The sequence below is a fragment of the Planktothrix sp. PLAVEN19ND genome (assembly GCF_057220675.1).
This window is the reverse complement of record NZ_CM170132.1, coordinates 4202905-4226434: the sequence shown is the minus strand read 5'-3', so window position 1 is coordinate 4226434 and position 23530 is coordinate 4202905. Positions and strand designations below refer to the sequence as shown.

Annotated in this window: 17 protein-coding genes; 9 read left to right on the top strand and 8 right to left on the bottom strand. The window is 38.3% G+C overall.

Translation table 11 applies throughout. The features are described 5' to 3' along the window. The first annotated feature begins 265 nt into the window (after positions 1-265). Complete coding sequence (locus tag AC2D3N_RS17945) at positions 266-4171, top strand: nSTAND1 domain-containing NTPase (RefSeq protein WP_484691691.1); 3906 nt, start codon at positions 266-268, stop codon at positions 4169-4171. A gap of 57 nt (positions 4172-4228) precedes the next feature. Further along, positions 4229-4672 carry a hypothetical protein gene (locus AC2D3N_RS17940; protein WP_484691690.1) on the top strand — a complete coding sequence of 148 codons (444 nt, stop codon included), beginning with the start codon at positions 4229-4231 and terminating at the stop codon, positions 4670-4672. A 6-nt stretch (positions 4673-4678) separates the two neighbouring features. Here AC2D3N_RS17940 and AC2D3N_RS17935 read toward each other — a convergent pair whose 3' ends face one another. From AC2D3N_RS17935 to coaE, 5 genes are all read right to left on the bottom strand, one after another. Beyond that, positions 4679-6088 (bottom strand): hypothetical protein, encoded by a 1410-nt coding sequence (locus AC2D3N_RS17935; RefSeq protein ID WP_484691689.1) that lies wholly within the window; start codon positions 6086-6088, stop codon positions 4679-4681. Positions 6089-6097: 9 nt separating this feature from the next. Then, complete coding sequence (locus AC2D3N_RS17930; RefSeq protein ID WP_484691688.1) at positions 6098-7915, bottom strand: AAA family ATPase; 1818 nt, start codon at positions 7913-7915, stop codon at positions 6098-6100. Between the two features lie 99 nt (positions 7916-8014). Then, positions 8015-8461 (bottom strand): T3SS (YopN, CesT) and YbjN peptide-binding chaperone 1, encoded by a 447-nt coding sequence (locus AC2D3N_RS17925; protein WP_484691687.1) that lies wholly within the window; start codon positions 8459-8461, stop codon positions 8015-8017. Positions 8462-8907: 446 nt separating this feature from the next. Beyond that, positions 8908-9258 (bottom strand): photosystem II reaction center protein Psb28, encoded by a 351-nt coding sequence (psb28, locus tag AC2D3N_RS17920; RefSeq protein ID WP_079680964.1) that lies wholly within the window; start codon positions 9256-9258, stop codon positions 8908-8910. 68 nt (positions 9259-9326) lie between these two features. Beyond that, entirely contained in the window at positions 9327-9968 is a 642-nt protein-coding gene (gene coaE / locus AC2D3N_RS17915; protein WP_079680965.1) for a dephospho-CoA kinase, read from the bottom strand. A gap of 125 nt (positions 9969-10093) precedes the next feature. On the opposite strand from coaE, the gene AC2D3N_RS17910 reads away from it, so the two are divergent. From AC2D3N_RS17910 to rpsD, 7 genes are all read left to right on the top strand, one after another. Further along, the gene (locus AC2D3N_RS17910; RefSeq protein ID WP_484691686.1) at positions 10094-15415 is read left to right on the top strand and encodes a CHAT domain-containing protein; all 5322 of its coding nucleotides are present in this window, start codon (positions 10094-10096) and stop codon (positions 15413-15415) included. A gap of 96 nt (positions 15416-15511) precedes the next feature. Further along, on the top strand, positions 15512-15703 hold the full coding sequence (locus AC2D3N_RS17905) for a hypothetical protein (RefSeq protein WP_026786301.1): 192 nt from the start codon (positions 15512-15514) through the stop codon (positions 15701-15703). After that, on the top strand, positions 15696-15896 hold the full coding sequence (locus AC2D3N_RS17900; RefSeq protein WP_484691685.1) for a type II toxin-antitoxin system PemK/MazF family toxin: 201 nt from the start codon (positions 15696-15698) through the stop codon (positions 15894-15896). Before AC2D3N_RS17905 ends, AC2D3N_RS17900 begins: the two co-directional genes overlap by 8 nt. A gap of 200 nt (positions 15897-16096) precedes the next feature. Further along, positions 16097-16291, top strand: a complete 195-nt coding sequence (locus AC2D3N_RS17895) for a hypothetical protein (RefSeq protein WP_484691684.1) — start codon at positions 16097-16099, stop codon at positions 16289-16291. A 24-nt stretch (positions 16292-16315) separates the two neighbouring features. Next, positions 16316-16531, top strand: coding sequence for a hypothetical protein (locus AC2D3N_RS17890; RefSeq protein ID WP_484691683.1), 216 nt, complete (start codon positions 16316-16318; stop codon positions 16529-16531). Positions 16532-16608: 77 nt separating this feature from the next. Next, positions 16609-16956: a PIN domain-containing protein gene (locus AC2D3N_RS17885; protein WP_484691682.1), complete on the top strand. Its 348-nt coding sequence runs from the start codon at positions 16609-16611 to the stop codon at positions 16954-16956. Between the two features lie 418 nt (positions 16957-17374). Continuing rightward, on the top strand, positions 17375-17983 hold the full coding sequence (rpsD, locus tag AC2D3N_RS17880; RefSeq protein ID WP_079680972.1) for a 30S ribosomal protein S4: 609 nt from the start codon (positions 17375-17377) through the stop codon (positions 17981-17983). 100 nt (positions 17984-18083) lie between these two features. Here the strand turns inward: rpsD and moaA are convergent, their stop codons facing one another. From moaA to AC2D3N_RS17865, 3 genes are all read right to left on the bottom strand, one after another. After that, positions 18084-19070 carry a GTP 3',8-cyclase MoaA gene (moaA, locus tag AC2D3N_RS17875; protein WP_484691681.1) on the bottom strand — a complete coding sequence of 329 codons (987 nt, stop codon included), beginning with the start codon at positions 19068-19070 and terminating at the stop codon, positions 18084-18086. 211 nt (positions 19071-19281) lie between these two features. Beyond that, positions 19282-21513 (bottom strand): hypothetical protein, encoded by a 2232-nt coding sequence (locus AC2D3N_RS17870; protein ID WP_484691680.1) that lies wholly within the window; start codon positions 21511-21513, stop codon positions 19282-19284. A gap of 134 nt (positions 21514-21647) precedes the next feature. Further along, positions 21648-23525: a GtrA family protein gene (locus AC2D3N_RS17865; protein WP_079680975.1), complete on the bottom strand. Its 1878-nt coding sequence runs from the start codon at positions 23523-23525 to the stop codon at positions 21648-21650. Between the last annotated feature and the right edge of the window lie 5 nt (positions 23526-23530).

Here is a 23530-nt window from a genome sequence, read left to right as displayed (position 1 = left end):
ACTAAAACCCGTTAAAACGGGTTAATGAAGACCGGTGTTTAGTTATCTTTAGATAGCTTTAGCTTTAAGCCCGAACTTTAGTTCCGGGCTAACGTGGGTTAAGTTGACACTAATGAATACATAACCCCCTCCTACAGAACGAGAATATCAGGGAAAGCGATCGCAAAATCATACGGAAAGTTCCTCTAATCATCAGGTAATAGAAAGCAGGTGAATCGATAGTATTAAAGACCCGCTTCACCCACGAAAAACCAGAGGTGTTGCTATGTCCAAAAAATATTCTGTATTTGTCTCCTACGCCGATGAGGATGACGCCTGGGTGGAAGGTTATTTATTAAATGCTTTAGAAGAAGCGGGGTTAACCTGTCATTCCGAGGCGATGTTTCGGTTAGGTGTTCCTCGACTCATTGAATTTGAAAGTGCGGTTAAAAATAGTGAACGAACCTTATTAGTGATTTCCCCCGCCTATTTAGCCGATAATTTTGTAGAATTTGCTAATTTACTGTTCCAATCCTACGGACTTGATACTAATTTATGGCCAGTTGTTGGGATTATTTTGCATCCTGTTCAAGAGTTACCCATGCGTTTAAAAATGTTAGAGTGTTTGGATGCAACGGATGGGAAAAAACAACAGAAAGCTATTCAACGAATTTGTGAAAATTTCCAAAAATCAGTTCCTACTTTAGTCGAAATTCCAGATTGTCCCTATCCGGGGATGGTTGCCTTTAAACAAGAAGATAGCGATCGCTTTTTTGGGCGACAACGAGAAGTTAATGATTTAATTCAACACCTAAGATTATATCCCTTTTTAGCCGTAATAGGAGCATCGGGAAGCGGTAAATCTTCCTTAGTATTTGCTGGGTTAATTCCCCAACTGCAAAAAACTAATTTATTAGGAAAAGAAAAATGGCAAATCTATTCCATGCGTCCGGGTACAACACCCATAACCACATTAACCGCAACATTAGGTTGTGATCCAAATTCAGTTGAAGCTATTACAACAAAATTCCATCCTTCCCAAAAATTCCTATTAGTTATTGATCAATTTGAAGAAGTTTTTACCCTATCTCCTCAAGAAGTAATTCCCTTTCAAGAAATCCTATTAAATCTTTATAAAAAGCCTAATTTTTATGTTGTTTTAACTGTTAGAGCAGATTTTTATCCTCAATTGATGGAATCTCCTAATATCTGGCGAGAAATTAAAGCCCATCGCTATGAAGTCTTACCCTTAGATCAAACGGGATTACAAGAAGCCATTCTTAAACCTGCGGAACAGGCGAATGTTTTTATAGAATCGGCATTATTAGAACGATTAATTACTACTGCTGCAAAAGAACCCGGAGTTTTACCTTTATTACAAGAAACCTTAGTCTTATTATGGGAAAAAATAGAACGGCGATATTTACCATTAAGAGCCTATGAAGCGTTGGTATTATCCTATCATAATAATAAATTAATCGGTATTCAGGTGGCGATCGCGCAACGGGCAGATGCTGCGATCGCTTATTTAAGCGATGAACAACAAATCATCGCCCGTCGCATATTTTTACGGTTAATTCAGTTTGGAGAAGGGCGAGCAGATACCCGGCGACAAGAATCTATAGAAGCCTTAAAAGCCAGGGGAGATAACGATCAAATCTTTGAAGAAACCTTACGGGAATTAGCCAATCGTCGGTTATTAACTTTAAGTGGAAAGGAGGATAAAACCCGAAAAGTTGATATTGCCCATGAAATTTTAATTAGCAGTTGGCCCCAGTTACAAGATTGGATTATTCAACGTCGAGAAGCCGAACAAACCCGCCGCCGACTGATAGCAAAAGTGGAAGAATGGGCGAGGTTAGGGAAGGATAAAGGGGGATTATTAGATGAATTTGAACTGATTGAAGCCCAACGTTGGTTAGAGAGTTCGGATGCAGCAGAATTAGGGAGTGATGATCAATTAGTAGCGTTAGTGGAATTAAGTAGAACTCATATAGAATCTGAACAAAGACGAGAAATAGAAGCTCAAAAACGGGAATTAGAGTTAATTCGAGAACGGTTAGAACAGGAAAAAATTGCCAATGAGAATAAACACCAAGCCTTAAAAGCTGCGAAATCCAAAAATAGAATTTTAGCGATTTCTTTAGTATTTCTAACTGGGTTAAGTGCATTTGCGGTTAATCGCATGATTGATTCTCGGATTCAAACCATTAATGCCTTAAGTAACTCAGCAAAAAGTTTATTCTCATCTGATCAACAGCTAGAAGGAATGATAGAAGCGATCAAAGCCGGAAACATGGTTAAAAAGTCGCTTTTTGTTCCCATTGGAACAAGGATTCGTGCAGCAACCGCTTTACAAGAGATTGTGGCTAATATTCAGGAAGAAAACCGTTTAACAGGTCATACAGGATCAGTTTATAGTTTAGGAATAAGTCCTGATGAGAAGATTATTGCTTCTGCAAGTCAGGATAATACAATTATTCTTTGGAATCGCCAAGGAGAAAAGTTAAGATCTTTATTAGGACATAGTGACCCAGTATCCAGTGTTCGTTTTAGTCCGAATGGTCAAACAATTGCATCTGCAAGTATGGATAAAACAGTCATAGTGTGGGGCTTACAGGGGAAAAAATTGAAAACTTTTCAATTTGATGATGGAGTCTGTAGTGTTGCCTTTAGCCCAAATGGAGAAAAACTAGCTGCTAGCAGTAAAGATGGAACAATTAAAATTTGGACAACTCAGCAATGGCAAGAACAAAAACCTTATAAATTTCTTCCTGTAAAGGACTGTAGATTTGTCATCGATTTTAATCCCGATGGTCAAGTATTAGCCCTAGCTGGCCAAAATAATAATGTACAGCTTTTAAATTTGAATGATGGCAGAATCCAAAACTTTTTAGGGCATAGTGATGCAGTCTATAACGTTGTGTTCAGTCCAGATGGTCAAATGTTAGCATCCGCAAGTTTAGATCGTACAATTAAGCTATGGAAAAAGGATGGTACTCTTATACAGACATTAAGTGGTCATACAGGAGGAGTACCAGGAATTAGTTTTAGTCCTGACAGTAAATTTTTAGTCTCTGGTAGCGACGATAATACCATTAAGCGATGGAAAATAGATGGTACTCTGATACAAACTTTGCAAGGACATAGTGGTGGAGTTACAGCAGTAAATTTTATTAATAATGGCAAAAAATTAGTCTCAAGCAGCTTAGATGGTACAATTATATTTTGGGATTTAGAGAGAAAGAATTTTAACCAAATAGGAAGCCATGATACTTGGATTAATCAAGTTGGTTTTAGTCCAGATGGTCAAATGATTGCTTCCGCTAGTGATGATAAATTCATTAAATTGTGGAGATTAGATGGAACATTAATTAAAGCAATTCCAGGGCATAAAGATAAAGTTACAAGGGTGGAATTTAGCCCTGATGGTAAAAAGATTGTTTCTGCTAGTCGAGATAAAACGATTAAAATTTGGGATATCAAGGGAAATCTAATTCATACTATAACAGGCGAAAGTGGGGATTTTCAAGATTTGAGTTTAAGCTTAGACGGTACAAAAATTGCTGCTCCTAGTGGATATAAAATTATTAAAATTTGGAGTTTAGAGAACTACCAATTATTACAAAACATTCCAGCAGATATTTCTTCAATTTGGGATGTGCAGTTTAGTTCTGATAGCAAAATGATTGCTTCTGGTGGTAAGAGTCGGGAAGTGAAGCTTTGGGCTTTGGATGGGAAATTAATCAACACTTTTCCTGGTCATAAGGATAGTATATTTGAAGTTAACGTTAGTAATTTAGATCAAATGATAGTATCAGCGAGTCGTGATAGTACCGTTAATCTTTGGAATCTTAATGGAAACAAGGTTAAAACCCTGACTGAACATCATGGCAAAGTCAGAGCCGTTAGTTTTAGTCCTAATTACAAAATGATAGCTTCTGCTGGTGAAGATGGAACTATAAAAATTTGGACAAAAGACGGAGAACTTATTGATACGTTAGAGGGAAGATCTGCTATATTAGATATTAGCTTTAGTCCTGATGGTAATAAGATAGTTGCTGCTCACCAAAAAAATCTTAGTCTATGGAATCTAAATTTGGATGAGCTTTTACCTCAAAGTTGTCACTGGTTAAAATTTTATTTGGAAAATAATTCTTCTGATCAGGAACGCCAACTTTGTCCTATTTAGCTATAAAATAATTTCAGGAATAGGATGAAAATTTTAAAATATTAATAGGAGAATATTATGTCAAGTTTCATTAAAATTGAAAAATTAAACTGTGTTCGATTAAACAATAGAAATGAATATGAATGTCAATTAGAAATATTGATAGATAGAAGTATAAAAAAATATTTACAAATGATGTTGAGTGCGGGACAATCATGGAGATCAAATGATCAATATTATCAATTTGAAAACCAAATTGAAGTTAGGATATTAGACAAAAGTGACCAGGAGAATGAATATTTTTCAGGTTTAGTAAATCTTAAACTCAATCCAGTTCATCAAAACCTAAAAGCATTTATTGATAATGAAACAGGTTACTATATTTTAGAATATAGAATTGAGTTAGAAAAACCACCAGAACTTTTACTACCTCCAAAAGTTTCAAATGGAAGACATAATTTTTCAAATGGAAGACATAATTTTCCTGATAGTATTAGGACTCCAGTACCGGAACCTGAATAATTAATGTCACTTCAACCCCGGTAAATTCCAACTTTGAACAACTTTTGTAATCGCATCCCGGGTGGCTTCCGCACCGAAACCCCAGGCCATTAATGCAAAATAATCCTTCCAGGGATTGGCTCCAAAGGTGGGATTATCAATGTATAATTGACTGAATCCGGCTCCGGCTAAAAAGATAACCGCGATCGCATAACTGGTTCCCGTAAATAACTTTAATCGGACTCCGGCTTTGGTTATTTCCGGTGTTGAATTAGTGGAATGGGTGGGAGGCGGAGAGCTAATTCCTCCCATTCCCAATGGATTCTTAGAAATACCAGATCGGGGCGAAGATTGATCATCTAATTGCTCGACTTGCTCCTTTAAATCATTTAATTCTGCTGTTAAACCCTTAAATTGTGTAAAATTAGCCGGAGGTTCAGATCCTATTTTTTCCTCTAATTTTTGAAATTGAGACAGAACAGAATTTTGTTTTTCTAAAGGAATTTTGGCAATTAAAGCCTTTAAATCTTGCTTTTGAGTCTCCAAAATCAACTGATTCATCTGTTGATAAATTTTCTCTAACTGTTCTCGAAATTGTTCGGGAGTTTCCAGTTCTGGCGCATTGTTAATCGTGGCTTCTAAGTTTCTTAATATGGCTTTTATTTCTAAATCATTAGGATTTTTCTCCTCTAACTGGTGTTTGAGTTCTTGAGCGTAATTAAATTGTTGTAACCAATCCGCTCGTCCTTTTATCCAGCGTTTCCAAATGGTTTCTGCTTGTTCTAAAAGGGCGATCGCTTGTTCCCATTTTTCCGTTTGCAACTCCATTTTAACTTCGATCAAACACGCCTCAATATATTGTTTAAATGATGTAATTTTTCCAAATTCTATATCCTCCTGCATCTGAGTTTGTAGTTGTCCTATGCGCACTAAAATTTCATCCCGGGGTCGTCCTTGGGCGCGATATACTGAGACGATAATTCCTAATCCTGTTCCTAAAAATAATACTAATATAGGAAGTAACCAAAAATCTTTAATTTGTAAAGTAATAGGAAGGGTTAATTCTCCTCCGGTATAGGTTAAACGTAAATTGCCGAGATATTCCCCACTACTGGGAGCTTGACTTAAATTAAATTCAAGCGGAACTATAATTTGATTTGATCTAATGGTTTGCCAATTTGACTTATTTGAAATAATACCCGATGCCGGAAATATGGTGACTCCATCCCGACGAGTCAAGTCTAAAGCTAAAACCCGTAAATCCTGAATTGGACTATTTGTTTGGACAAAAATTTGACGGGGGGGCTGTTTTTCTATACGGTTTCCCGCCAGGGTAATTTGAGAGGGTTGAATTGTGGTTTCAACTTGGGCATTTGCCACCAGGGGAGATAGGAAACAAAGAACAGGTAAAAGGATTCCGGCTAAATATTTTTGCATAGGATTGTGTTAAGTTTTAGATTGAGTTCGATGTAAGAGTAATCCTTCATATCCTAATCGGAAATCTTCAGGAATAATGGAAATTTCTTTGGGATTAGTTAACCCTTGGCGACGATAGCGACGAATAGCTTCTAAGGCAGCTTGATTACTTAATAAGGCTAAATCTGCCCCATTCCAACCTTCTGTTTTTGTCGCCCAATCGGTTAAATTAATATCAACTAATGGACGGTTTTTATTATGAACTTGCAAGATCGCTAAACGACTATTAATATCGGGTAAATCGACTTTTAATTGTAAGTCTAATCTTCCGGCTCTTAATAGGGCGGGATCGATGGCTTCGGGGCGATTTGTAGCCCCAATTAATAAGACTTCGGAGGTATTTTGTAGACCGTCTAATTCGGTTAATAATTGTCCCACCACGCGATCGCTGACCCCAGAATCTCCCAGATAAGCCCCCCGAATTGGAGCTAAACTATCAATTTCATCGATAAAAATAACACAGGGCGAGGCTTGTCTGGCTTTAGCAAATAACTCCCGCACGGCGGCTTCGGCGGCACCGACCCAACGGGTTAATAATTCCGGCCCCTTCACTGCAATAAAATTAGCCCGAGATTGGGAGGCGATCGCTTTTGCTAATAAAGTTTTACCCGTCCCCGGTGGCCCCCAAAGTAAAATTCCCCGGGGGGCTTTGGCTCCGGTTTGTTGATACAATTCCGGGTAAAGTAACTGACCTTCCACAGAATCCTGTAAGGTTTGTTTAATGCTTTCTAAACCGCCAATTTGTTCCCATGAAATATTGGGGGTTTCCACTTCCACCGATCGCAAAACTGAAGGCTTAATTTCCGTTAAAGCGGTGATAAAATCCTGTTGATTAATATAGAGTTGATCGGGAATGGGTGCTTCTAAAGCGGGAACCTGACGCCGTAAAGCCGTATAGGCGGCGGCTTGACAAGTGGCTTTTAAATCAGCCCCGACAAATCCCACGGACAAATCCGCAATTTCTGCTAAATTAACGGATTGTAAGGGCATCGATTGTGTTAGAATAGTCAGGATTTCTAACCGTCCATTTCTATCAGGAACTCGAAAGCGAATTTCTTGATCAAATCTCCCCGGACGTCGCAGGGCTGGATCAATCGCATCGGGGCGATTTGTTGAGGCTAAAACAATCACGCCTGGGGTTTTGGCAAAACCATCCATTAATCCTAATAATTGAGCCACTAACCGTTTTTCCACTTCTCCTTCGACTTGGGAACGATGGGGGGCTAAACTATCAATTTCATCAATAAAAATAATACAAGGGGCTGATTTCGCGGCTTTCTCAAAAATTTGTCTTAGTTTGGCCTCGGCTTCCCCATAATATTTGCCCATGACTTCCGGCCCAACAATGGCAATATAACTGACGCCCAACTCCTCGGCAAAAGCCCTGGCGGTTAAGGTTTTGCCCGTTCCTGGGGGCCCGACAAATAACACCCCACGAGGAGGTTCTAGGCCTAATTTTGCTAACAATTCAGGACGTTTTAAAGGGAGTTCTACTAATTCTCGTAATTGTTGGATCACATCTCCTAACCCTCCCACTTCTGAAATATTGCAGGGGGAATGGGAATTTGGAGGGGAAAAATTAGGGTTTTCCGATGGAGTTTGGGCCGAGGGGGGAGTAATAATCACAGAACGGAATTCGGTATTATTTCTGGGTATATTCCCCGTCCTGGGAATACTGGTGCGAGTACCAATTTGTACGTCGGTTTTAATTTCGCCACTTTTTATTTTTTCGTCTAAAGTTTTTGCCAGTTCCAATAATTGATCAAACCCATCAAATAAATTAGTCATTTTAAAACCTGATTAAAAAATAGGCTTGCGGGCGGATTTATTTAAGTTAATTATAACTGAAAAATATAATTAAAACCGCCCATAAAACCGTTAATTATTTTAACTTGAGATCCGATCTAAAGCCCGTCTTCCTCCCCAACGTTCTACAATTTTGTCGTCATAATCATCGGCAATTTCTAACACGGCATTCACGGAGGCTTCTAATTCTAATTTATCGCAGGTGGAGCCAACAATGGTATGCTCAAAAATAATATCTCCCTGTTCATCAATTCCAAAAGCTCCAAATCTCATAATATGATTTTCTCGGAGGAGAAAATGTAATAAATCGGGAGAAAGTTCGACATCTGTGACCACATAAGACCGCGCATTAATGATGGCGTCATCTTTTTCCCAAGGAAACACAAACACCTCAACTAAAGCTGAACCCATGACCATTGCCAGTCCGGGGACATCTTCTCTAGCACAAGGAAATTTGCCATATAACTCTCGCATCCAGGTGGCAACTTTGTTATAACAGGCTTCTTGTATTGCACTTTGAAATTGCATTTTTAGCGTTCTCCCTGAGCTTTTTCCTAAGTTTTAACATCTTTGGGGTCACTAGCAGGGAGGTTTGTATTATTTCTCAACAAGCTGATTGAAGATTAGATCAAATTGGTTCAGTAATCTGTAGAAGCGGGTTATCCTAGATTCTGGAAATATAGGCCGAGTTGATCGGTTACACTAAGATATAGTCAATCCTAAGTCGAGTTTGATTGGAGGAAAAACAATGGATGAAATTGCGATCGCTAATTTAATTGCTCAAGTGGTTACCGCCCTGGGTTCATTGGGCTTTTTCTTTGTCACGTTTCAAGCCTTGAAACAATTAGAAAAATAGAAAAACAGGCGCGCTTAGGCGCGTCTCAAGTCACCAAACAGGGCCAATCATTTAAGGCGAAAGAAAAACCACCCCAAATTCTTTTTTCCTTAATCATTCAAGACCAAGCTCTTGCTTTTTAAGCAGACTGAAATTGAAATCCATTTTCATCTGCATAACGATTCAAAAACCGCATAACTCTTTCAAATACGTCTTCAGAGTAAACCTCAAAGTAACATTCAACTTTAGAAAGATCTTCATTTTCTGCATAGAAGAACTTAACACCAGTGGGGGTAACTTTGATTTGTCCCTCCTCATCGCGTAACCATAAATTCGTGATTTGTTTCCGATAGGCTCTTAATCTTTCTATCGCTTGAAGACGCTCAAATAGCAAGACCACAATTTTTGTTTCGGAGTCTTTGGTTTTCCGTAGACTAATCCCACTAATTTCTTCGTCTAATCCATCGATAAACTGTACAGAGGTTGTCATAATTTTTTCCTCTGGGGACTTTGCTCCATTTTATCCTATTTTTGAGAAAAACTCAATTTTTTTAGGCTTCAGGTGATATTTAATCCTTGAATCGCTGCATCCACTTGTTTAAATAGTTCCCCAGGAGTTGAAGAATTGTATAAAATTATATCCGCCCGTTTACATTTTTCTTCTAAAGACATTTGGCTATTGATTTTAGCTTCCGCTTCTTCCGTGGTTAAATTTCGACCCGAATCAATTTTTTCTCGTTCTATCAACCTCACATACTGCTGTTGCTCAGAACAATAAACAACCCAAATCTCCGTCACTAAATCCGTCATTTCCGATTCAAAGAGTAACGGAATCACTAAAACCCCGTCAGCGTAGGGGTTACCATCGAGAGTCTGGATTTTTCGAGCTTCTAATTGTTGAATATTGTGAACAAAACAATCCCGTACAAAGGGGTGAATCTGTTGCTCTAGCCAGGTTCGCTCCGATGAGTTCGAGAAAATCAAACTCCCTAATTTCTGCCGATTTAAGTTACCATCATAAAGTAGAATCTCCCTCCCATAGCGGTTAACAATTTGTTTGAGAACGGATGAACCGGGTTTCACCGCCTCTCGCGCATATAAATCCGCATCCCAAATGGGAAGTTGGTAGGTCGTGGCGAGATAATTGGAGACGGTGGTTTTTCCGGTTCCTATCCCCCCTGTAAGACCAATTAAACGCATAATTCTGTTTTAAAATCTAAAATACTATTCATCATAGTAATAGAAATAGTTAATCTGGGTGGCTTCTGTCGAAAATAAATAGTAGATTCCCTTTCGATAATTGTTTATTCAAGGCATAAACCCTTATGCAGCCTGGACGTTTTGTTAAGTTAGTTTTCCTCTCCCTGCCTTTAACTGGATTTTGGACGGTGGGGATGAGTGGGTTCTCGGATTTTTTGAGTTATACTTTTAAACTTAATCTTCCCATAAACCGAGTTTTTGCCCAATCCATTGTTCCTGAACCTAATAGTACCAATACCCTGACCAATTCCTTTAATAATCGTGTGGATATTACGGGCGGTCAACGGTCAGGAGATGGAAGAAATTTATTTCATAGTTTTACTCAATTTAATGTTCCACCGGGTCAGATTGCCAATTTTGTTTCTAATAATTCAATTCAAAATATTTTGAGTCGTGTGGTGGGCGGACAACCTTCCTTAATTGAAGGATTAATTCAAGTCACTGGAGGCAATTCTAACCTATTTATTTTAAATCCCTCTGGAATTATTTTTGGGCCGGGAGCGCGTTTAGATGTTCCAGGTTCGTTTACCGCGACAACGGCTACAGGAATAGGATTTAATTCCGGTTTATTTAATAGCTTAGATTCCAATGATTATAACAGCCTTTCAGGAGAACCAAATAGCTTTCTTTTCTCCACATCTAACCCGGGCAATATTGTTAATTCTGGAGAACTTACGGTTTCTCAGGGACAAACCTTAAGCTTAGTTGGGGGAAACGTTATTAATACCGGAACATTGAATGCACCCGCCGGACAAATTACCATTGCAGCTATTGAGGGAAATAACTTAGTTAGAATTAGTCAAACTGGATATTTACTCAACTTAGAAATTGAAACAACTACACCCAATTATGGGAATGATAAATCCGTAATTAATCCCCTAGATTTACCTAAATTATTGACAGGAAATCCAGAGGATAATCAAGCCTCAAATATTAATATTTTACCTAATGGAACAGTAGAATTAACCGCTTCTAATCCACAATTTTCCCCTCAGGGCGGGGGTGCTTTAATTTCTGGTTTTTTGAATACAAGAAACACCAGTTTTAACCCATCTTCATCAAATTTTCCTCAAGTTAATATTATTGGCAATGATATTCATTTATTTAATGGGAAAATTGATGCTTCTGGTGCCAATGGAGGAGGAGTCGTCCGCATTGGAAGTAATTATCAAGAAAATGGTCTTTTTCCCACTGCTTCGCGGACATTAATTAATGATCAATCTACGATTATAGCCGATGCCTTAACCGATGGAAATGGCGGAAAAATAATTATTGGAGCCAACGATTCAACTCAATTTTTTGGGAATATTAGTTCTCAAGGATTTTCTGATTCTAACGCAACTCAAAGATCAGGAGGATTCGCCACTATTTTTAGTCAAAATAATCTGAATATAGCTGGAAATATTAACCTAAAAACAACTAATTCAACTCCTGGAAATTTAACAATTAATGCACCGGAAATTAATATCGGCAATCAAGACAAAACCCAAGAAAATATTACCCTATCCCAGCAAACTTTAGAAAATTTTGCCCCCACAGCAAATGTGGTGATAGAAGCTAAAAATAGTATTAATATTGCTGATTTAACTGACAATGAATTGAACTTTCCAGCTACCAGAGGAACATTAACTTTTACCGCCGATGCCGATAAATCTGGTAGCGGTGGGTTGACAATGAATTCGGGGGATACCATCCGTACTTCCGGGGCTGCAATTGTAATTAATGGGGTAAATTTACTCACAGGAAACATTATTACCCAAGGGGGAAATTTAGACCTAACTGCCAGCAGTAATGGGGGAATTATAACTGAAAACCTATCGACTTCTGCAAGTACCCAAGGCGGGAATATAACCCTTAAAAGTGATGGAGATATTATTACTGATACCCTCTCCACCCGTGCGATAGGAAATGGCACTGGAGGCAATATCAATCTTAACGCATCAAACCGCATTCAAACTAACAGTATTAATACCTCCGGTAGTGCTAAAGCTGGAGATATTAACCTCACCAGTTCACAAGGAGATATTATTTTAGAGGGAAATTCTTATAGTATTGATGCAACTTCTAGTGAAGGTTCGGGAGGGAATATTTTAGTGAATACTCCTCGAACTTTAACAACGAATTTAATAGATACTAGAGGCAAAGAAACCGGAGGAAATATTATTCTGAATGCTGAGTTAGAAGTTGCAGCTAAAGGACTACGAACCGGAACATTTAATCGTTTAGAATCTACCACGGGAAATATTAGAATTACCAGTGATGAAATTAATTTCACCGGGGGTGAAAACTCAATTCAAGGTCAGGGTCAAATTGTCTTACAACCAGCAACAGCGGCTCAAGATATTGAAATCGCAGGTCAAGACAATAACTCAGAACTCACATTAAATTTGAACTCTCGTGATTTAAACAGTTTAGAAAATGGATTTCAAGAAATTATTATCAAGGGAAATCAAGGAAACGGAACTATTTTTATCGCGGGAAATATTACATTCAAAGATCCTGTTATCATCCAATCTCCTCAAGGTATGATTGCCAGTGGAACACCGTTTCGAGAACAATTTTATACCGTTACTGGTTTAGATAATGCCAGCTTAAAACTATCGGCATTAGAAAATATTACCCTGGGAAACCTACTCACAAATGGTGGTAATCTTGCGATTACTAGTGAATCTGGAACTATTTCTACCCAACAGTTATCAACGGGAAATTCTGGCTCTGCTACGATTCATTTAACCGGAACAGACGTGAATTTATTAGGAGGAATAAATTCTGTTTCAGGTTCAGGAGTTCTAATTTTACAACCCAGTCTTAATACCCAAGCTATGACTTTAGGGGAAACAGAAAATGCCTCTAGTTTTGACATAAGTAGTCGGGATTTACAAGCCTTAACGAATGGATTTAGTCAAATTATAATTGGTCGTAGAGATAGTACGAATACCCTAACTTTAGGCGGAGATTTTACCATTTATGATCCGATTAATCTGCAAGCACAATCGATTATTGGAACAGGTCGGATTATGGGAGTTGATAATGGATCGGTCGCCTTAAGCGCCGAATCAAATATTTTAATTGGGGATATTAGTACCCAAGGGGGAAGCATTCAACTCACCAGTTCTCAAGGAGAAATTCGGACGGGAACATTACAATTATTATCAGAAAATCAAAGAAATGGAAGTATTAATATATCAGCATTAGGTCAGATTGAAACGGGGGAAATTCGTGTTATTGCCCAGGATAATAGTAATAAAAATAGCAATATTTTATTGAACAGTCAAGATATTAATTTAATCAGTCGTAATGGTGGGATTAGAGTCAATGGTCAGATTTTTAATTCATCCTTAGTGGGCGACTCCATAGCTATTGAATTATTAGCTAATAGAAACATTACCACCGGAGATATTAAAGCCTATCGAGGAATTAATCTGAATAGCATCACGGGAACAATACAGTCAGGAAACTTAAATTCAGCCGGAAGTAGCAGCGGAGGGGATATTGTTGTCATTGCAGGCGATCAAATTAATACTGGAAGAATTAATGCAAGTTCTTCTGAAGGAAAAAGTGGCAATATTTCCTTAAATGCTTCCCAAGATATTGATGTAGTTTCCCTACGGGGGGAAGGAGGAACTCAAGGAGGTGATATTGGAATTTCAACCCATGGGTTATTTAGAGCAACCGGAATTTTTAATAGTCGTAATCAAATCAACGCCAGTATTTCAAGCGTAGGGGAAGAAAAAGGAGGAGTAATTGTGATTCAACAAGGAGGCGACCATTGTAGCACGGCTGAATGTGGTAATATTCCTTTTACCGTGGGAAATCCCCTTTTAAATGGGACGGCTGGAGCGATTACCGACGGTAATTTAGTCAGTATTTTACCTCAAACTAATTCCCCCTCAAATTCCAATCATTCAACAGGAGAAACCCAGGCTGTTGTTAATCAAATTAATTCCGAATTACAAGGGACGAATCAAGAAACCAAAACCTCACCCATCCCCACTAAAACCGATAATAAAACCCCCGTTTTAACCACAACATCAGATGCTGTGTTAGAGGACACCTCGGATATCTCATCTAATCCCCAGGAACCTGTAGAAACCTTAGAAGCCCCGATTATTCCCTTAAATACTCCCACCATTCCCACGGATCAAATTGCTTCCGGTTCCGTGATTTCCTCTTTGGCTCAAATTGATACGTTTCGCGGAATTGAATTTTCCAACTATTTAGGTTCAGACTCAAAGAATACACCTCTTACGGATCAAAGTATTCGTAAAACATTAAATGAAATTTATAAATTAACCGGATATAAAACCGCCATTGTTTATGTATCCAGTCAATCGAATCAATTAGAATTAAGGTTGATTTTACCTGGAGGACAACCGATATTTAAAAGTATTCCAGTTCCGCGAGAAATGGTATTAAAAACTGCGAGAACTTTTTCCAATCAAATTCGTTCTCCCGAAAATTTAGAGGATACTCGCTATAAAGAAAATGGCAAACAATTATATGAATGGTTAATTGCACCTCTGGAAAGCCAATTAGAAGCAGAAGGAATTAATACCCTAGTGTTTTCAATGGATACGGGATTAAGAACCCTACCCTTAGCCGCCTTATATGATGGGAAACAATTTCTTTTAGAACGCTATAGTTTGGGACTAATTCCCAGTTTAAGTTTAACAGATACTCGCTATGTTAATATTAAAAACTCTAAAATATTAGCGATGGGAGCCTCTACTTTCCCCAATTCTAATCAACTGCCTCTGCCCGCAGTTCCGATGGAACTAGACTTAATTATTAATCATAACACTTGGCAGGGAAAATCATTTTTAAATGAGAATTTTACCGTTGATAATCTTACATCCCAACGCAGTAAACATCAATTTTCAATTGTGCATTTAGCCACCCATGGAGAATTTCAAACCGCCGGGTCTGACCAATCTTATATTCAATTTTGGGATCAAAAATTACGGTTAAATCAACTGAGAAACCTCAAGTTAAATCAACCTCCTGTAGAATTATTAGTTTTGAGTGCTTGTACAACGGCCGTAGGGGATGAAAAAGCGGAATTAGGGTTTGCCGGGTTAGCGGTTCAAGCAGGAGTTAAATCGGCTTTAGCGAGTTTATGGTATGTGAGTGATGCGGGAACTTTGGGGTTAATGAATACCTTTTATCAAGCCCTATCAACCAGTCCGATTAAAGCAGAAGCCCTACGACAAGCTCAACTGGCAATGTTACGAGGAAAAGTTCGTTTAGAACAGGGTTATTTAATCAATGAAACTGGAATAAACACCACCAAAATTTCCCTACCTCCAGAAATTGCTGCCCGGGGAAATGTTAATTTATCCCATCCTTTTTATTGGGCGGGTTTTACTTTAATTGGGAGTCCTTGGTAACAGTATAAATAGCAAGAGTCAACGGTATTGATCAAGATACAGCGTATTGCAGACAAGCTTTAATATTCTCTGCTTGTAAATGAGGAGTGAAAAACTATGACGGCCTTAGCTCAAGAGATTCTTAATACTTTTGATAGGTTGGCTGATGCAGAGCAACTTGAGATTGGGCTAGAAATCTTGAGGCGGCTTGTCCATTTTGACTTTCCACCATTGACAGATGAAGACTTTATCTTAAATGCTGAAGAATTATTCTTAGCATTAGATCAACAAGAAATTGATTATGAATAGTCCTGATCGTGGCGAAGTCTGGCTTGTCGATCTGGGCTATGTGGCAAAAGTTAGACCATGCTTAGTGGTTAGTATCCGGGCTCTCAACCAGGATCGAGCGTTAGCGACTCTAATACCTCATACTACAAGCCCAAGAGGTTCACGCTTTGAGGTAGATGTCAAATCTCAAAGAAATGGACATTGCTATCTCTGAGGGAGCCAATGATTGGACTTGATACCAATATCCTTTTTTCTGCGTGGGTTTGTGCATCCTAACCGAGACTTGATGAAGAAACCCGGTTTCGGCATCGGGTTGTTGTGTTACCCGAAACCGGCGATATGCCTCCCTAAAAAATGCTATTATGGGATTAATCTAAATCATTAAAAAACTGGTTTGAGAACATTTTAATTATTATGATTCAAGAAATTAATGCCATATTTGATGGTAAATCCCTGCAACTGGAATCTCCCTTAAATCTGGATATAGGTACAAGGGTGAGAATTATTGTTGAAACTATATTACCCGAAGAACAACGCCCAAAAACATTTCTTGAAACCGCTCAATCTTTACAGCTACAAGGTAATCCAGATTGGTCTCTTGAAAATTGAATGGTCAAATTAGGATAAATTAAAATGGCAATCAACACCTCTTTAGAAGAACGAATAGCAGCAGTAGAAGCAGCAATTACGGAATTGCAGAAACAAGTGGCAAATCCTCAACCGACAAATTGGCTACAACAAATTACAGGGTCTTTCAAAGATGAACCAGCCTTTGAGGAGGTGCTGGTATTAGGACGAGCAATTCGTCAAGGAGATGAGTCTGTAATGGAATCGGAAGACGAGCTATGAAATATTTATTAGATACAGACCATCTGAGCATTCTTCAACGTCAAACTGGGAAGGATTATAGCAACCTTTCAACACGCATGGCTCAATACTCACTATCAGATTTTGCGGTGTCAATTGTCACCTTTCACGAACAAATGCTTGGCTGTCACGCTTATATTAATCGCGATCGCAGCCTAAATGACATAGTGAAAGGATATGAGATGATGGCGCGACTGGTTAGTGATTTTAAAGTATTGCCCCTCATCTCATTCGATGCGGGTGCAGCCACAACATTTGAGCAATTAAAGTCACAACGGCTCCAACTGGCAAAGATGGATACAAGAATCGCGGCAATTGCACTGTCGCGTCAATTGATTCTGTTAACCCGCAATCATCGAGATTTTGGGAAAGTGGCCGGGTTAGTAATTGAAGATTGGACAATTTAATTATTATGATTCAAGAAATTAATCCCATAATTGATCAATATTGATATGGGGAAACTGTGTTTTGTTTCCTCTATAAAAATAAAGTCTTGTAGGGGCGGGTTCGCCAAAATCTTTGATTTCAACCCCGAATATTCATAAACCCGCCCCGCCTATATTTAAAGTGGGAAAGAGCGAGTTGGAGTAAAGATTATGCAATTTGTCTTTTGCATCAATAACACAGATTATTCAGCTTCCTTAGAAATTCGCAAAATTTATCAAGCCAGAAACCGGGTTTGGTGCGCTGGTTTCTGCATCCTAACCGAGACTTGCTCAAGAAACCCGGTTTCTTTAGAAGCGCGAGACAAGCGATGCAATATTGATTGGATACATAGTATAATAAAAGATTGGTGCAAAAAATTTTATGCGGAGAAAAAGTTAGATGGCTCGATATAGAGGCCCCCGTCTGAGAATCGTTCGTCGTTTGGGCGATTTACCTGGATTAACTCGGAAATCCCCCAGAAAGGCCTATCCCCCTGGACAACACGGCCAAGCCCGTCGTAAACGTTCAGAATACGCAGTCCGGTTAGAAGAGAAACAAAAACTGCGTTATAACTACGGCGTTTCCGAGCGTCAGTTATTGCGTTATGTCCGTAAAGCTCGTCGCGCCGCCGGTTCCACCGGACAAGTCTTGCTGCAAACCTTGGAAATGCGTTTGGATAATACCATTTTCCGTTTAGGAATGGCCCCCACAATTCCAGCGGCTCGTCAGTTAGTCAGCCATGGTCACGTTACGGTGAATGGTCATCGCGTTAATATTCCTAGCTATCAGTGCAGACCAGGTGAAGTAATTGGGATCAGAAATACGGAAAAATCCCGTGAATTAGTGAAAGCCAATTTACAATATCCCGGTTTAGCCAACGTTCCTAGCCATCTGGAGTTAGATAAAGCACAACTGACTGCAAAGGTAAATAGCGTCATTGAACGGGAATGGGTGGCTTTACAAATTAATGAACTGTTAGTCGTTGAATTTTATTCACGTCAAGCCTAATAGTTCCTCACCGTTCTATTTTATGTGGGGCGTTATCGACTAAAAATAACGTACCCCACCTACTTATTATTAAACCCTAAATCAAAAATCAATCAGGCTGCTATCCGCCAATTTGGGACATGGTGCGGGCATAATTTCCCGTTGTACCAGAGTCCCGTTGTTTAAAATTAATATCGGGTTTAATTCCTAATAGGTTACTCACCTTTTCTCTTAACTCCTCAAACGTCGCACCTTGACGCAGGGGAGTTTTTAAGTCGATTTGTCCGGTTTCATTTAATAAACAGGGTCGTAACCAACCATCGGCGGAGAATCTCATGCGGTTACAGCGATCGCAAAAACATTCAGACATCTGACTAATAAATCCTAATGTTCCTTTGGCTCCCGGTATTTGAAATACATCCGCAGGGCCGTTTCCCTTCACCTGTGAGGCTTCTAAACCCCATTTTTCTCGAATTTGTTGGCGTAATTGTTCTGAGGAAATCCAACCGCGATCGGCAAATAAATCGTTATTTCCAATCGGCATAAATTCAATAAATCTAACGTGCCATTGTCGTTCTATGGTTAATTTTGCTAAGTCTAATACTTCATGATCATTCACCCCAGGAATGACTACCACGTTTAATTTTAGGGGATTAAAACCGACTTGATAAGCAGCTTGTATTCCCCGCCAAACCTGTTGCCATCGGCTACGTCCTCGGTTGCCGATAATTTGATCAAAAATATCAGCATCAAGGGAATCTAAACTAATATTAATTCGTCGCAGTCCAGCATTATATAAATCCTCTGCCATTTCTGCCAATAAAAAGCCGTTGGTGGTCATCGCCACATCTTTTGTTTCAGGAAAAGCGTTAATTTGTTTAACTAATTCTACCACCCCAGGACGTAATAAAGGTTCACCTCCGGTTAAGCGAAATTGAGTAAATCCAACGGGGATAAATACCTCTCGCAACAGGGTTAACAGTTCATCCAGAGTTAACAAATTCTGTTGTAGAATATAATCCATTTCTGTGCCTTCGGGCATACAATATTGACACCGGAAGTTACAACGGTCAATCAAACTAATGCGGAGATAATCAACAGGGTTCATGGATTTTTAGGAGAATGACAGAATTTTGTTCCTTCTGTATTATGACGAATTTTTCTGTGTATTTTATCGTAGGGGTTGGGTCTTCCAACCCTCTTTATATTTTATCGTAGGGGTTGGGTCTTCCAACCCTCTTTGTATTTTATCGTAGGGGTTGGGTCTTCCAACCCTCTAAAACTATCCACAAGAATGCGCTTAAGCGCAACAACGGGGGTTAGGGGAGAATTTCTAAATTGAAACCTTTTCCAATTTGAGTTAATTGGTTGTTTTTAGCGTCATAAGTCCAGACTTTCATCTGATTATTTCCTGGGGGTAAAATTGCCGTGGGAACACGAATCATCCAGCCGGATTTTTCTAATTTAGGATTAGATAAAACTTGAACTACATCGGGTCTTGGAATATTAACTTGACCAACAGCAATTAATTGATGGTTTTCCCCTAAACTTAGATAAACTGCATCCGCAGGTTTTGATTGTTTAGGAATAATTGACCAACCACCAATTGATAAATTATCACTTTGATGAATAGGTTGGGTAGGAAAGGATTCTATATTACCATTTAAAGATTGAGTTTGAGTTAATTTTAATGGTTGATTACTACGTTTCCAAAACCAATGGGATTGCACTGTTTTATAGGGTCTATAGGTGGTTAAAACGTTCTGATAAATTAAAGAAGCGGATTCGGATTTTAACACCTCATCCCAAGGATTTTGATACCAGATTTCATTAGTTAATAAGAGGATATTGGGTTTAGTTTCATTAAGTTCTTGAATCACTTCCTGTTGAGCAACGGTAGGTTTAGCATAGAGAACATAACCATATTTAGAACAGGATGGTTTATTAAATAAATAATACCATAATCCCTCGGAAGTTAAGGTGAAAAAGCAAGATTGTTTTTCAATTTCGGGTTTGAGGGTATTCCATGCTTCTAAATAATCGGGTTTTAAAAGTTTAGAGTCGGAAATTGATAAAGATTCAGGGAGTTGCGCCAGTTTTTGGATACCTTTAAAAACATTAAAACTGGGTTCTGTTAAAATAATCACAATTAAGATAAGAACTGTTAAACTCCGTTGAATAGGAGTTAAATTAAATTGGGATAATTGCGGTTCTAGTTTATTTTTATATCCCAGATAAATTAGGTAAAATCCCAAAAATACTGTAATTAATGCGCCCTGATAGGAGTGTCCTAAATCGCTTCTATCAAGGGTAATTCTCATATAAATTGATGCAGAAGTTAGTAATAAAATAATCAGATAATTTTTTTGGATAAAGGGAGGTAGTTTTAAGCCATAATTTTTAAAGTCTAAAATCAGGTAAACTAAAACCGCACTTTGAACAAACATGGATAACCAAAAGGTTTGGGAAGTCCAGGTTAATTCTAGGGGAGGAAGGGGAATAAAGGAAATATAGCGTCCATATTTCCCCCAATATAATACTTGAGAGATAATGGCATTAATTTGATCAAAACCCAGGAATATTAGAATAAAAATAGAAGTAACAATAATCCCAATCAATGATCCTTTTAACCATAGAATAGATGTTTTTTTATTGACCAATAATGATAGAATAGAAGCACAAAGATAAACGGCGATAAAATAAATCGCTCGGTCATAAATATAGAAAAAACTACTGGGAATTGAAGCTCCAATTAACACCGATAGCCATTTTGCTTGATTGGGTTGAGTTTCAGCTATTCTAAAAAATCGTAAGGTTAAAGCTAATTGAATGATAAAACTGGTTCCCCGGCGGCCATCAAATTTATAGAAAATTCCATCGAAAACACAAAAAAGAATACAGGATATTAACCATATTTTTAATCTATTTTTATTGATTTTTGATAGATTAATTAATTCCCAAATTATCCAAAAATAGCCTAAACAGGTAATCACATTTTCTAGGTTTACGAATAACCGAGTTAAAGCAATACCATTATTTTGGGTGGCGAGATTTTTGGCTAACCAACTAGGAAGCACATCAACGCCATATCCATGAATTAAAACCGTATTGATAAAGGGTTGTTTGAGTTGTAGAAAGTTGGGTAAAAAGCCTAAAAATTCTCCTTCATGGAAAGAATCAATTAAGGTAGAATTAATTCTAAATTGGTTAAAGGGAGTATTAATTAACCAAGTTAGTAGTAGAATAGAACCAATTCCTATCCATGTATAACGGTGGTTAATAACCCTTAAAATTATTTCCAGGGGTTTTTGATTCAGATTTAAAACCAGAGTGGCAATTAATGGGGGAGTTAGGAGTAAAATGATATATTTGAGATAGTCTGTATAGGGACTAATATTCTCAATACTGGCTAAAGAAATGACCCCTGTTAGATTTTCTCCAAAGGGAATTTTAATCGAATTAACGAAGGGAACTAGAATTAACCAAGTGGCTAAAGTAATCGTAAAAATAGCGATTAAATTCACTTTAGCTTGTTGTTTTTGTTCAGACATTTTTAAGAAGGGAACAGGTAATAAAAGTTGAATATTTTATCGTAGGGGTTGGGTCTCCCAACCCAGGCGCAAAGAGGGTTGGGAGACCCAACCCCTACAGGTTTTTATCACAAATCCTACACGGATTGCTATAGTTAAGATTGCAGTTCAGAAACTTGATTATTCGATTGATTTGAGGATGAGAAAGAATATAACTTATGTCCGGTAAAACTAATCATAGCGACACAAGCCGCACTCGCTAAACGCGATATAGTTGGATGCCATCCCAATTCATTAATTAACAGTTGTAATAACCCTAAATTAGCCAATAAACTGTTTAAAGCAACCGTCGCAAACACGCCATATTGAACAAACCAGTTTTTCCAATAAATCCCAAATACAAACCGACGACTTAGCCAAAAATTGGTACTTAATCCGATAAAATAACTAATTCCCAATGCAAAAACATACCATAATCCTGAGTGAATGAGAATAGAAAAAATGAGAACATCAACAATAGTAGCCGCACCCCCAGTGAATAAATAGCCCCCAAATTCTCGTAAAGTTTTTAAAGTTTGGCGACGACGGGATAGACGAGTATTGGTAGCGGCGGTTGTGGCGGCTTCTGCACTAGCTTCTTCCACATATTCGCTATCACTATTAACATTCCAGAGGTTATGTTTACCCGGAGTTAAAACGTTCTCCGCCGCAAAAATTCCCATTAATAAACTATGGTCTTGATTATTATACTTAAATGCCCCATAGCGTCCGACTAATTGCAAGTTTTGGAAGGTTTGTAAGTAGCTTTGAATTTCCGATAAAGCCGCTTGATAATTTCCCGCATAGATAGGATAAGTCCGAGGTAAACGAACAATAAATCCATCGGAAACCGCTTGATTTTTTAATAACCCAATTTGGCGTAAGTCTTTTTCAGCTAATATTCTCAATTCATCTTCTGGACATTGCCATAAATCATCGCCAAAATTGCACCAATATTCACAACAGAGGGGAGTTTGTTCGGTATTGGCTAACATTTCCGGCGACCAGTTGGCGAAATTTGTTACCCTTCCCACTTGCACTCGGGGGTCATTAATATATAACCAATTATCGGGGAAAAGATTACCACCTTCTACGATTAAATAGACTAAAATTGTATTTCTAAATTTTAGAGATTTGGCAGCATCAATAATTGTTTCTGGAGGAGAAGATTGCAATTGTTGGACAAAATGGGTTAAAGGAATAGAGGAAATAACACCCCCACAAACTACGGTATTTTCCGTTTTAGTGATACGATTTCTCAGGGTAATATGGCTGACTTGAGAATTATGATGATGAACTTGAATAACTTCTGTATTTAATAAAATTGGTTGCTGATGCTGTTGTAAATAGTCGGCAATTTTCTCATAGAGTTGACCCGAACCCAAACGGGGAAATTGAAACTGGTCAATCAGATTTTTAACTTTGCCATCATTGCCTAAAAGGGCATTTTTAATCGCTTTTGATAAGGATAACCCCTTAATGCGTTGGGCGGCCCAGTCTGGACTAATTTCTGTACAGGGAATACCCCATAATTTTTCGGTATAACCTTCAAAAAATATCTCTGATAGTCGTTTGCCAAATTTATTTTCTACCCATTCGGCAAAATTATTAGCTTCGGGTTTAGGAAATAACCGGACGGCTAAATAAGATAGGACAATTCTTAAACTTTCAACTAACCCTAACGCCGATAAAACTTGTTTAGCTTTTAAGGGATAACTAAAATATTTTCCCCCATAATAAATTCGAGTTAGACGATTAACTGTAACTTGTTCATCGCCTAAAACTTCATCCCAAAGTTGCAAAACCGGAGCAATTTTTGTATAAAATCGATGGGGGCCATAATCTAAGATAAAGCCTTGATATTCTATACTTTTGGCTAGTCCTCCCACCTGACTATCTCGTTCAACCACCACCACGGACTGACCTTGCTTGGTTAAAGTATAGGCCGCCGCCAAACCAGCCGGGCCAGCACCTAAAATATAAATGGGTTCCATCACAC

Coding starts and splice junctions, on each gene's coding strand:
- AC2D3N_RS17945 (WP_484691691.1), top strand. CDS start 266: ATGTCCAAAAAATATTCTGTATTTGTCTCCTACGCCGATGAGGATGAC.
- AC2D3N_RS17940 (WP_484691690.1), top strand. CDS start 4,229: ATGTCAAGTTTCATTAAAATTGAAAAATTAAACTGTGTTCGATTAAAC.
- AC2D3N_RS17935 (WP_484691689.1), bottom strand. CDS start 6,088: ATGCAAAAATATTTAGCCGGAATCCTTTTACCTGTTCTTTGTTTCCTA.
- AC2D3N_RS17930 (WP_484691688.1), bottom strand. CDS start 7,915: ATGACTAATTTATTTGATGGGTTTGATCAATTATTGGAACTGGCAAAA.
- AC2D3N_RS17925 (WP_484691687.1), bottom strand. CDS start 8,461: ATGCAATTTCAAAGTGCAATACAAGAAGCCTGTTATAACAAAGTTGCC.
- psb28 (WP_079680964.1), bottom strand. CDS start 9,258: ATGACAACCTCTGTACAGTTTATCGATGGATTAGACGAAGAAATTAGT.
- coaE (WP_079680965.1), bottom strand. CDS start 9,968: ATGCGTTTAATTGGTCTTACAGGGGGGATAGGAACCGGAAAAACCACC.
- AC2D3N_RS17910 (WP_484691686.1), top strand. CDS start 10,094: ATGCAGCCTGGACGTTTTGTTAAGTTAGTTTTCCTCTCCCTGCCTTTA.
- AC2D3N_RS17905 (WP_026786301.1), top strand. CDS start 15,512: ATGACGGCCTTAGCTCAAGAGATTCTTAATACTTTTGATAGGTTGGCT.
- AC2D3N_RS17900 (WP_484691685.1), top strand. CDS start 15,696: ATGAATAGTCCTGATCGTGGCGAAGTCTGGCTTGTCGATCTGGGCTAT.
- AC2D3N_RS17895 (WP_484691684.1), top strand. CDS start 16,097: ATGATTCAAGAAATTAATGCCATATTTGATGGTAAATCCCTGCAACTG.
- AC2D3N_RS17890 (WP_484691683.1), top strand. CDS start 16,316: ATGGCAATCAACACCTCTTTAGAAGAACGAATAGCAGCAGTAGAAGCA.
- AC2D3N_RS17885 (WP_484691682.1), top strand. CDS start 16,609: ATGGCTCAATACTCACTATCAGATTTTGCGGTGTCAATTGTCACCTTT.
- rpsD (WP_079680972.1), top strand. CDS start 17,375: ATGGCTCGATATAGAGGCCCCCGTCTGAGAATCGTTCGTCGTTTGGGC.
- moaA (WP_484691681.1), bottom strand. CDS start 19,070: ATGAACCCTGTTGATTATCTCCGCATTAGTTTGATTGACCGTTGTAAC.
- AC2D3N_RS17870 (WP_484691680.1), bottom strand. CDS start 21,513: ATGTCTGAACAAAAACAACAAGCTAAAGTGAATTTAATCGCTATTTTT.
- AC2D3N_RS17865 (WP_079680975.1), bottom strand. CDS start 23,525: ATGGAACCCATTTATATTTTAGGTGCTGGCCCGGCTGGTTTGGCGGCG.